Source organism: Azospirillum himalayense, from assembly GCF_042657465.1.
Classification (GTDB): domain Bacteria; phylum Pseudomonadota; class Alphaproteobacteria; order Azospirillales; family Azospirillaceae; genus Azospirillum; species Azospirillum himalayense.
The window spans coordinates 244,007-255,894 of record NZ_JBHSLC010000111.1 but is presented as its reverse complement, the minus strand read 5'-3'; the positions used below and the strand labels follow the sequence as shown (position 1 = coordinate 255,894).

The following is an 11,888-nucleotide window of genomic DNA, read 5'->3' as shown; positions in this document are numbered from 1 at the left end:
GCTACACGCTGACCACCTCGGACGCGCACAAGTACCTGCGCGTGGTGGTGACGGCCAATGACGGCAAGGGCGGCACGCCGACGGCCACCTCGGCCTACACGGCGATCACCAACAGCGCACCGGTGAACAGCGCGGCTCCGAACGTGACGGGCACGGCGACGGTGGGCAACGCGCTGACCACGACCAACGGCAGCTGGAGCGACGCCGACGGCGACGGGCGGAGCTACAGCTACCAGTGGTACCGGGCCGACGACAGCAACGGGACCAACGCCGCGTCGATCAGCGGGGCAACCAGCTCCAGCTACACGCTGACCACCTCGGACGCGCACAAGTACCTGCGCGTGGTGGTGACGGCCAATGACGGCAAGGGCGGCACGCCGACGGCCACCTCGGCCTACACCGCCATTCTCAACAGCGCACCGGTGAACAGCGCGGCTCCGAACGTGACGGGCACGGCGACGGTGGGCAACGCGCTGACCACGACCAACGGCAGCTGGAGCGACGCCGACGGCGACGGGCGGAGCTACAGCTACCAGTGGTACCGGGCCGACGACAGCAACGGGACCAACGCCGCGTCGATCAGCGGGGCAACCAGCTCCAGCTACACGCTGACCACCTCGGACGCGCACAAGTACCTGCGCGTGGTGGTGACGGCCAATGACGGCAAGGGCGGCACGCCGACGGCCACCTCGACCTACACCGCCATTCTCAACAGCGCACCGGTGAACAGCGCGGCTCCGAACGTGACGGGCACGGCGACGGTGGGCAACGCGCTGACCACGACCAACGGCACGTGGAGCGACGCTGACGGCGACGGGCGGAGCTACAGCTACCAGTGGTACCGGGCCGACGACAGCAACGGGACCAACGCCGCGTCGATCAGCGGGGCAACCAGCTCCAGCTACACGCTGACCACCTCGGACGCACACAAGTACCTGCGTGTCGTGGTGACGGCCAACGACGGCAAGGGCGGCACGCCGACGGCCACCTCGGCCTACACGGCGATCACCAACAGCCTGCCGGTGAACAGCGCGGTGCCGAGCGTGAGCGGCACGGCGACGGTGGGCAACGCGCTGACCACGACCAACGGCAGCTGGAGCGACGCCGACGGCGATGGGCGGAGCTACAGCTACCAGTGGTACCGGGCCGACGACAGCAACGGCACCAACGCCGCGTCGATCAGCGGGGCAACCAGCTCCAGCTACACGCTGACCACCTCGGACGCGCACAAGTACCTGCGCGTGGTGGTGACGGCCAATGACGGCAAGGGCGGCACGCCGACGGCCACCTCGACCTACACCGCCATTCTCAACAGCGCACCGATGCTGAGCACGGACGCGCGCAGCCTGACCACCATCGAGGAGGACGCCACCGGCAACAACGGTGACACGGTTGCGTCCATCCTGGCCTCCTCCGGCAGCGCCACCGATGTCGATGGCAACCCGCTGGGCATCGCGATCACCGCGACCGACACCAGCAACGGCATGTGGCAGTACAAGACCGGGGCCGGGAACTGGACCACCATCACCGGCGTCTCGGGCACGTCGGCCCTGCTGCTGGCCAGCACCGACCGCGTGCGCTTCGTGCCGAACACCGATTTCAACGGATCGGTCGCCAACGGCATCACCTTCAAAGCGTGGGATCAGACCGCCGGCACGGCGGGCACCACGGTCGGCAACGACACCACCGCGAACGGCGGGCAGGGGAACGGCCGGCAGTTCAGCGCCGACAGCGCAACGGCGGGGCTTGCCGTGACCGCGATGAACGACGCCCCGGTGCTGACCGACACCGTCCTGACCCTGCCCAGCGTCGCACAGGCCGCGGGTGCGCCCAACGGGGCCGTCGGCGTTGCCGTGTCGTCCCTGGTGGCGCTCGGTGCCAACGTGTCCGACGTGGACAGCGGCGCCGTCACCGGCATCGCGCTGGTCGGCGTGGACACGTCTGAAGGCGGAACTTGGTTCTACAGCACCGACGGCGGCACCAGTTGGACCGCCGTCGGCACGGTGAACGACAGCGGAAACGCGCTGCTGCTGCGCACGACGGACCGGCTCTACTACCAGCCGACGGGCGCCAACGCGGGCACCCTCGGCGCGGCGATCACCTTCCGCGCCTGGGACCAGAGCAGTGGGACCGCCGGGGCCAAAGTCGCGACGACGGGCGGCGGCGGGACCTCCGCCTTCTCCACGGCCACGGATACCGCCAGCCTCTCGATCACCCCAGCCGCCCTGGCGAGCGCCGTGACCCTCGCCGCCGAATCGGACACGGGCATCAGCAACTCCGACAACATCACCAAGGCGAGCAGCGTCACTTTCAACGGCAGCGGCGCCAACGCCAACACGACCGTACGGCTTTACGCCAACGGTTCGCTGCTGGCGACGGCCACCTCCGATGCGTCGGGCGCCTACAGCTTCACCGGTGTCGACGTGTCCGGCGTCAGCGGCGCGGTTGATTTCACCGTCCGTCAGGCGGTCGCCGGGATGGAGAGCGCCGACTCCGCCGTCCGGACAGTCACCTTCGACCGCACGGCGCCAGCCGTCGCAATCACCACCGTGACGGGCGACAATGTGCTGAACGCCGCGGAAAGCGCGGTGACCCAGACGGTGGCCGGCACCACGACGGGTGTCGAAAACGGCCAGACGGTCACGGTGACGCTGAACGGCAAGACCTACAGCACGACGGTGACCAACAACGCCTGGAGCCTGTCGGTCCCCACCGCCGACCTGCAGGCGCTGACGGACGGCGGCACCTACGCCATTACCGCCGATCTGACGGACGTGGCGGGCAACGCCGCGGTCCAGGCGACGCGCAACGTCTCGGTCGACCGCACGCCGCCGACCCTCGTCATCGCCACGGTGGCGGGCGACAATGTGCTGAACGCGGCGGACAGCGCCGTGGGGCAGACGGTGGCGGGCGTCACCAACGGTGTCGAGAACGGCCAGACGGTCACGGTGACGCTGAACGGCAAGGCCTACAGCACGACGGTGACCAACAATCGCTGGAGCCTGACCGTTCCGCCCAGCGACCTGCTGGCGCTGACCGATGGCGCCAACTACACCGTCACCGCCAGCCTGACCGACGCAGCGGGCAACCCGACCCAGGCGACCCGCAGCGTGTCGGTGGACCGCACGCCGCCGTCGGTGGTCAGCGTCACGCCTCCCCCGGCGCGGACCTATCTGCCGGGCGAGACGGTCAGCTTCTACGTTCAGCTCAGCGAAGCGTCCATCATCAGCGGGGGCAATCCGGTTCTGGAGCTGGCGGTGGGCAGCGAGATCCGCAACGCCGCCTACAACGTGGCCGGCAGCACCGGCACGCTTCTGCGGTTCGACTACGTCGTTCCGGTCGGTGACCGCGCGCCGCAGGGCATCGCGGTCCTGGGGCTGGCGCTGAACGGCTCCATCGTGACGGACGCGGCCCAGGGACCGCTGGTGACGACCCTGAAGGGGGTGGGCGACACCAGCCAGGTGCTCATCGACACCCCGATTCCGGCGAAGCCGGTCGGAACGGCGCTGAGCGGCCTGTCCGACTCCGGCGCGTCGGCGACGGACCGTCTGACCAACGTGACGAGGCCGACGCTGTCCGGCACCGCCGAGGCGAACGCCACGGTCACCGTTCTGGTGGACGGCAAGGCGGTGGGAACCACGGTGGCCGACGAGAACGGCTTCTGGGTCCATCGCCTCCAGACGGCGCTGACCGACGGGACGCACAGCATCACGACCACGGCGACCAACCGGTTCGGCATCGTCAGCGATCCGTCCGACGCCTTGGCCGTGTTGATCGACACCGCTGTGCCGGTGGCGCCCGCACCGTCGGTGACCAGCGCCACCGTTGCCGGTGCGGCGGCAGGGGAGCGGATCTCCGGGATCGCCACGCCGTCCCTCGCCGGGACGACGGAGGCCGGCAGCATGGTCAGCCTGCTGGTCGACGGCAAGGTTGCCGGAACGGCCGTCGCCGACGCCAACGGCGCCTGGACCTTCCAGTTCACGACGGCGTTGGCCGACGGCACGCACAGCCTCCAGGTGCAGGCCACTGACCGGGCGGGCAACGTCAGCAGCCTGTCGGCGGTCACCACCCTGACCATCGACACCACGCCGCCGGCCGCCCCGACGGTGACGCTGAACACCACCGCCGGCAGCACGCCGGTGGTGCAGGGTACCGCCGAGGCGAACAGTCTGGTCAGCGTGACGATCAACGGACAGACGGTCGGCACGGCGCGCGCCAGCGCGACCGGCGCCTGGCAACTGGCCCTGGCCGCCGACTTGAGCGTCGGCAGCTACGTGATCTCGGCCAAGGCGAGCGATGCCGTCGGAAACACCGGAAACGCCGGGACGACCACCTACTCGGTGGCTCCGCCACCGCCACCGCCGGCCGTGGTGGTGGCGGCCTCCACCGGGAACACGACGACGGCGGCGTCCTCGTCCAACTCTGTGGTCGCAACGGCCGCCGGGACCGGGACCACGCAGACGACCGGACCGACGCTGGGTACCGCGCCGACCCTGCCCGGCCTGCAGACGAGCAGCGACGCGGGCCGCGTCATCACCAGCTCGTCGATCGGCAGCGGGAGCGCTGCCGGCAACGGGAACAGCAGCACGGATGCCGGACGCTCGATCACCATCGGCAACATCGGCAACTCGACCAGCAGCGACGCCGGGCGATCGATCACCATCTCCGCGATGGGCGGGGCCCCCTCCGGCGGCGGGACGGCGAGTTCGTCCAGCGGAGTTCTTGGCGGGGGCACCGCCGGGGCAAGCGGTTCCGGGTTGAGCGGCGTCGTCAGCGGCGGCAGCGGCCTGGGCAGCTCCGGGCTTGGCGGGGGCCTTGGTGGCGGGGGCCTTGGCGGCAGCTCGGGCTTGGGCGGCTCGGGCCTGGGCGGAGCCACGTCGGGCGGGCTCGGCGCCACAGGCGCCGGTGTCGGCGGCGGTGCGTTCGGTGGAGCAGCAGCGGGCGGCGGCCAGGGAGCCGGCCTCGGCGTCGGCGGGGCGGCGACGGGCACCGGAACGGGCAATGGCGGCTTGAATGGCGGTGTCGGCGGCCCGGGTGGCCCAGGCGGTGCGAGTGGCGCGGCTGGGGCGGCCTCCGGCAGCGCGACGGGCGGCAGCTCAGCCCCCGGCGGCCCCGGCACCGCAACCGGCGGGCTCGGCTCCGCACCGGGCAACCGGCCCGGTGGCCAGACGGGCCCCGGCTCCACAATCGAAAATGCGCCGGCCAACCGACCGGCCGGCCCGCAAGGCCAGCCGCAGGGGCAGGGGCAGGGGCAGCAGCCGGCCGGCGACGCGCCGACCGGCGGCGATCCGGGCAATGCTCCGGCCGCGCCGGATGGACAAGGGCAGACTGCCGGCCCGCGCGCCGACCTCGACGGGACCTCGCCGGCCCGTCCGGCCTTTTCCCGTCAGGTTGCCCAGATCCACGGTGCTGCCGACGCCCAGACCGCGGCGTTGCTCGCGGCTCTCACCACGCATGTTCCTCCGGGAAGCCGGGCGGCCTAGTGCCGCCCGAGTCTTCCATCGCCGCCTTCCCCGCTTATGCTTTTCTTTCCAAATGGATTGCCGACGAGAATGACCCGGTTCGCTTCCTCCCTCCGGCCGCGGGGCCACAAGGCCCGCGCGTCCCTCGCACTGGCCGCCGCCGCGCTGCTCGCCAGCGGATGCTCCGTTAGCCCGAAGCCTCTGACCGATGACGAGAATGTGTCCCGCCTCCGCGAGGACATGTCGGTCATCATGTCGCCGCAGGAGCCGATCTCCGGCCCGGTGTCGATGCACGAGGCGATGGCGCGGGCCATCAAGTACAACCTCGACGAACGCGTGAAGCTGATGGAGATGGCGGTCGCCAACCAGCAGCTCGACCTGTCGCGGTTCGACATGCTGCCGCGCCTCGTGGCGGGGGCGGGCTACACCGGGCGCAACAACGAAGCCGGGTCGGAAAGCCTCAACCTCGCCACCGGTCGCCGCACGGGCGAGAGCACCACGGCCACCGACCGGCACCGCAGGACCGCGGATCTGGGCTTCACCTGGAACATTCTCGACTTCGGCGTCAGCTATCTTCGCGCCCGCCAGAACTCCAACCTCGTCCTGATCGCCGACGAGCGGCGCCGCCGCGTCGTCCAGGGCATCCTGCAGGACGTGCGCACCTCCTACTGGCGCGCGGTCGCGGCGGAACGGCTGCTGAAGCGGATCGAGCCGCTGGAAAAGCGGATCGAGGCGGCGCGCATGAACGCGAACGCCCTGGAAGCCCAACGCGTCCAGGCCCCGCTGCAGACCCTGTCCTACCAGCGGGCGCTGGTCGACACGCTGCGCCAGCTCCAGACGCTGCGGCGCGAACTGGTCGCTGCCAAGTCCCAGCTCGGCGCGTTGATGGGCCTGCCGCCGGGTGAGAACTTCGCGATCCAGATGCCGCCGGACGTGACCGGCAAGGATGTCCCGGCGATCACCGCATCGGTGGAATCCCTGGAAACCTACGCACTCCTCAACCGTCCGGAGCTGCTGGAGGAGTCCTACAACGCCCGCATCACAACCGACGAGACGCGCCGCGCCTTGCTGAAGCTGCTGCCGGGCATCGACCTGAACGCCGGCCTTCACTACGACAGCAACAGCTATCTGCTGAACCAGCGCTGGGCCGATTACGGGGCGCGGGTGTCGTGGAACATCCTGTCCCTGGCCTCGGCCCCGGACACCTACGCCTTCTCCAAGGCGCAGGAGGAACTGGTCGCCTTCCGCCGTCAGGCGCTGAGCGTGGCGGTGCTGAGCCAGGTGCGCGTGGCGATGGTGCAGTTCCGCGAGCTGTCGCAGGAATTCTCGCTCAACGCCGATCAGGCGTCGATCGACCGCCGCATCCGGCAGCAGTATGTCAACAGCAGCACGGTTGGCCAGCAGGGCGACATGAGCGTGATCCAGGCCGAGGTGTCGGAGCTCGTCTCCGATCTGCGGCGCGATCTCGTCTACGCCGACCTGCAGAACGCCTACGCCCGTGTCATGGTGTCTGCGGGCGTCGATCCGATGCCGGAGGCCGTGCCGTCCCAGGATCTCGCGACGCTCCGCCAAGCGGTGTCCGATGGGCTGGGCGCCTGGCAGCAGAAGGCCGGCGGCACGGCGCGTCTCCAGGATCTTCTGGTTCCCGCCACGACCTCCGAGAAGGCCCCGGTGGAGAAGGCTCCGGTCGAAAAGGCGGCCGAGCCGAAGACCGAGCCGGCGGCTGCCCCGGTGGCCGCCCGCGGCGAGGAACCGGCGGAGCGCAAGGCCGGAGCGCCGGAGCGCGTGACGGTGGCCGATCTGCCGCAGCGGCCGGCCGTCTCCATGACCGCTCCGATGACGGTGTCCTACAGCCCGTCCACCCGGTCGGAGCCGGTGAAGGTCTACGCGGTTCCGTCGAGCGCCCTGGCCCCGCTGGGCCGCAGCGCCTCGCGCTGACGCCGATGGGGCGGCGCACCGCCGCCGCCCCCTTTCGGCTGTGCCGGTGCACCGGTGCTGAAACAAATAAGCGTACAGGACCGCTTGCCATTCCTGGATCGTTGCGCTTCCGGAGCAAAGGGTGCAGAAAATCTCTGCTATGATGTGCCGCTTTCGCCCCTCACGTTTCCTCGCCGCGCTGTTTGTCGCGCTGGTTTCTCTGCCGCTTGCCGCCGCTGATCCGGCGCCGGCTCCCGAAGGCGGGGTGCGCGCGTTGATCGAGGCGCGGCAGCACGCCGTGCTGTCCAGCGAGATCGCCGGGCGCATCGGGCGGATGACGGTCGAGGCGGGGCAGTCCTTCAAGGCAGGCCAGACGCTCGTCGCCTTCGATTGCAGCCATTATCAGGCGACGGTCGATGCGGCCCGCGCCAACCTGCGCGCCGCCGAGGTCACGGTGCGGCAGAACCGCCGGCTGGAGCAGCTGAAATCCATCGGCGGGGCCGAGGTCGAGATGGCCGAGGTCAAAGCCGAGGCCGCCCGCGCCGATCTGCGCAGGGCGGAGATCGAGGTCCGCCGTTGCGACGTGAAGGCGCCCTTCGACGGCAAGGTGGTGGAGCAGCGGATCCGCGAACATGAGTCGGTGCCCGCCGGCACGGCCCTGCTCGAAGTCCTTTCCGACCGCGATCTGCGGGTGGAACTGATCGTCCCGTCCTCCTGGCTGGTCTGGCTGAAGCCCGGCCAGCGGTTCGAACTGCGCATCGACGAGACGGGCGAGGCTCTGGACGGCGAGGTGACCCTGATCGGCGCCCGCGTGGACCCGGTCAGCCAGTCGCTGAAGGTGACGGGCAAGCTGCAGGTCGACAAGCAGGACAACGCCCCGAACCTGGTCGCCGGCATGAGCGGAACCGCCCGCTTCAATCCTCCGCAGGAGGCCAAAGGTGCCCGATGACGTCACATCCGTCCGGATGGAAACGGCCAACCCGCTGAACAGCCTCCTGCTGCTCCTGAACCTGCAGCAGGAGGCCCGGCAGGCCCAGAACGCGGAGGCGCTGCGCTTCCTCATCGTGAACCAGACCCGTCGGATGATCGCCTACCAGCAGGCGGTCTTTCTGACCGTCGCGCCGTCGGGCAAGGCGCGGCTGGAAGGCGTGTCCAACGTCGCCGTTCCGGAGCGCGACGCTCCGTTCACCCGCTGGCTGGAGGCCGCAGCCTCGGCCATTGCCGCGGGAGCGGAGGCGCGCAACCTGCACGGCATCGCCCCCACGGAGGTACCGCCCGCGCTGGCCCGTGACTGGGGGCAGTGGGGTCCGGCGCAAGCGTTGTGGGTGCCCCTGCCGGGGCCGGACGGCACCGTCGCGGCGGTGTTGTGGCTGGCCCGCGACGACGCGTGGACGGAAGGGGAAAAGGTGCTGCTCGGGCAGCTCTCCGGCGGTTACGGGCATGCCTGGTGGGCGTTGACCCGGGCCGGGCGCCGTTCCGGGTTGCGGGCGCGCAAGGGGGTGTGGGCGTTGGCGGTGGTGGCGGTTCTGGCGGCGGTCCTGGCCATCCCGGTGCCGCAATCGACATTGGCCCCGGCGGAGGTGGCTCCACGCGATCCGCTGATCGTCAGCGCACCGCTGGAAGGCGTGATCGAACGCTTCCACGTCCAGCCGAACGAGCCGGTGAACACCGGCCAGCCTTTGTTCAGCTTCGAATCGTCGGTTCTGAAAAGCCGCCTGGAGGTGGCGCGCAAGGCGCTGGCCTCGGCGGAGGCGGAACTGCTGACGGCATCCCAGGGAGCCTTCACCGACCCGCAGAGCAAGGCGCGCATCGCCCAGCTGAAGACCCAGGTGGAACTGCGCCGCGCGGAGATGGACTTCGCCCGCGACCTGATGGACCGCGTCACCGTCAAGGCGGAACGGACGGGCATCGCCGTCTTCACCGACGCCAACGACTGGCTGGGCAAGCCGGTTGCGGTGGGCGAGCGCATCCTGACCCTGGCCGATCCGCAGGCCGCGGAGGTGGACGTGCATGTTCCGGTGAACGACGCGATCGTGCTCCAGGAGGGGGCGGAGGTCAGCCTTTATCTGAACGTCGATCCCCTGCGCCCACTGCGTGCCAGGGTGTCCCACGCCAGTTACGAACCGGGGCTGACGCCGGGCGGTGTCCTGGCCTACCGCGTCCGCGCCGATCTGGCGCCGGACCAGCCGACGCCGCGCATCGGGCTGCGCGGTACCGCCAAGATTCAGGGTGAGCGGGTGCCGCTGGCCTTCTACCTGTTCCGCCGTCCGCTGGCGGCGCTACGCCAGACCGTGGGGCTCTGAGCCATGGGCGCCGCCGCCATCGGCATGACGACGGGGCCGGCGGCGGTCACGCCGGTGGATCCGCTGGACAGCGTCCGGCTGCCGCCGCTGCGCGAGGAACTTCAACTGCTGCCGGCCCCGCCGGCGGTGGACGGGTCGCCCTGCTGGACGATCCACGATCCGGTGCGCAACCGCTATTTCCGCATCGGTCATGGCGCCTTCGAGGTCATCGCCCGCTGGCATCACGGATCGCCACGCGCCATTGCCGCCGCGGTGGCCGCCGAAACGGTCCTCCAGCCGGAGGCGGAGGACGTCGTCGGCCTCTACAGGTTCCTGGCCGGCAGCAACCTGACCCAGGGCGCCGACGTCGATTTCCTGGCGAAGCAGACAGCGGCGCGGCGCACGTCCTGGTGGATGTGGCTGCTGCACAATTACCTGTTCTTCCGCATTCCACTGGTCCGCCCCGACGCCTTTCTGAACGCCACGGTGCGCTATGTGGCGCCCTTCTACAGCCGCGGCTGGTTGTGGACGGTGATCGGGGCGGGGATTCTGGGCCTCATCCTGGCGATGCGCCAGTGGGACAGCTTCGCCCACACCTTCCTGCATTTCTTCACGCTGGAGGGCATGGCGCTCTACGGCCTGACCCTGCTGGTGACGAAAACGCTGCACGAGTTGGGGCACGCCTACACCGCGAAGCGCTTCGGCTGCCGGGTGCCGACCATGGGGGCGGCCTTCCTGGTGCTGTGGCCGGTGCTCTACACCGACACCAGCGACGCGTGGCGGCTCGTCTCGCGCCGCGCCCGGCTGCACATCGCGGCGGCGGGCATGCTGACCGAACTGGCGCTGGCCGCCTTCGCCACGCTGGCCTGGAGCTTCCTGCCCGACGGGCCGCTGCGCAGCGCCGCCTTCTTCGTGGCGACGGTGAGCTGGGTGACGACCCTGACCATCAACCTCAGCCCTTTCATGCGCTTCGACGGCTATTACCTGCTGGCCGATGCGCTGGATGTGCCGAACCTTCAGGACCGCGCCTTCGCGCTGGCCCGTTGGCGGCTGCGGGAATGGCTGTTCGGCCTGGGCGACGAGGTGCCGGAGCGGTTTGATCCGTGGATGCACCGGGTGATGCTGGCCTACGCCTTCGCCACCTGGGTCTACCGGCTGGTGCTGTTCATCGGCATCGCGGTGCTGGTCTATCACGTTTTCATCAAGGTGTTGGGCATCGTGCTGTTCGCGGTGGAAGTCGGCTGGTTCATCCTGCGCCCGCTCTTCAACGAGGTGAAGGAATGGTGGGAGCGGCGCGGCAGCCTGCGGCCCAACCGGAACCTCCTGATGACCCTGGGCGGTCTGACCGCCCTGTGCTGGCTGGCCTTTGTCCCGGTTGCCGGATCCATCGCCGTGCCGTCGGTATGGCGGGCAGAGGGCTTCTCGACGCTGTTCGCTCCGGTCCCGTCCCGCATCGCGGAGGTTCTGGTCCAGCCCGGCCAGCGCGTGGCGGTGGGTGACCTGCTGTTCCGCCTGGAGGCGCCGGAACTGACCAGCAAGCTGCAGCAGTCGGAGTTGCGCATTGCGCTGGCCCAGGACCGCATCGACCGCATGCTGGCCGCCCGTGACGGGCTGGATCGGGTGCGCGTGATGGAGGAGGATCTGGCCGCCGGGCTGGCCGACCGGCAGGGCCTGTTGGACAGTTTGGCGCGGCTGGAGATCCGCGCGCCGATTGCCGGCAAGGTGGTGGATGTCGCCGACGCGCTGCGCCCTGGCCGCTGGGTGGGACCATCGCTGGCGCTGGGTCAGATCGTGGCCGACGGCGGTGGGGAACTGGTCGGCTATGTGGCCGAGAACGACCTCACCCGAGTCACGGTGGGGGCCGATGCGGTGTTCCACGCCGATGACCCGCTGCGCCCCCGCATGGCGGCGCGGGTGACGGCAGTGGACCGGGTGGGCGTGAAGGGATTGGATGTTTCCGCCCTGGCCTCGATCCACGGCGGCCCGATCGCGGTGGAGAGCCAGACCGGCCCGTCGATGGGACGCACGAACGCCGAGGCGGCGCGCTCCAACCTGAAGCCGGTGGAGGCCGTCTACCGGGTGACCCTGGCGCCGCTGGACCGGACGCAGGCGGGACCCGCCCACCAGATGCGCGGCGTGGCCCGCGTGGACGGCGAGGCGCGCAGTCTGGCCGACCGCTTCTGGCGCACCGCGCTGGCCGTGCTGATCCGCGAAACCGGGTTCTGAC

Annotated in this window: 5 protein-coding genes; all 5 read left to right on the top strand. The window is 70.3% G+C overall.

From position 1 onward, the window contains the following. On the top strand, positions 1-5,483 hold a 5,483-nt coding region (locus ACFPMG_RS30450), incomplete at its 5' end, for a beta strand repeat-containing protein (protein ID WP_376999258.1). Between the two features lie 69 nt (positions 5,484-5,552). Beyond that, positions 5,553-7,400: a TolC family protein gene (locus tag ACFPMG_RS30445; RefSeq protein ID WP_376999256.1), complete on the top strand. Its 1,848-nt coding sequence runs from the start codon at positions 5,553-5,555 to the stop codon at positions 7,398-7,400. A 139-nt stretch (positions 7,401-7,539) separates the two neighbouring features. After that, the gene (locus ACFPMG_RS30440; protein WP_376999254.1) at positions 7,540-8,328 is read left to right on the top strand and encodes an efflux RND transporter periplasmic adaptor subunit; all 789 of its coding nucleotides are present in this window, start codon (positions 7,540-7,542) and stop codon (positions 8,326-8,328) included. After that, positions 8,318-9,682: an efflux RND transporter periplasmic adaptor subunit gene (locus tag ACFPMG_RS30435; RefSeq protein ID WP_376999252.1), complete on the top strand. Its 1,365-nt coding sequence runs from the start codon at positions 8,318-8,320 to the stop codon at positions 9,680-9,682. Before ACFPMG_RS30440 ends, ACFPMG_RS30435 begins: the two co-directional genes overlap by 11 nt. A gap of 3 nt (positions 9,683-9,685) precedes the next feature. Then, positions 9,686-11,887 carry a site-2 protease family protein gene (locus ACFPMG_RS30430; protein ID WP_376999250.1) on the top strand — a complete coding sequence of 734 codons (2,202 nt, stop codon included), beginning with the start codon at positions 9,686-9,688 and terminating at the stop codon, positions 11,885-11,887. Position 11,888 lies beyond the last annotated feature (1 nt).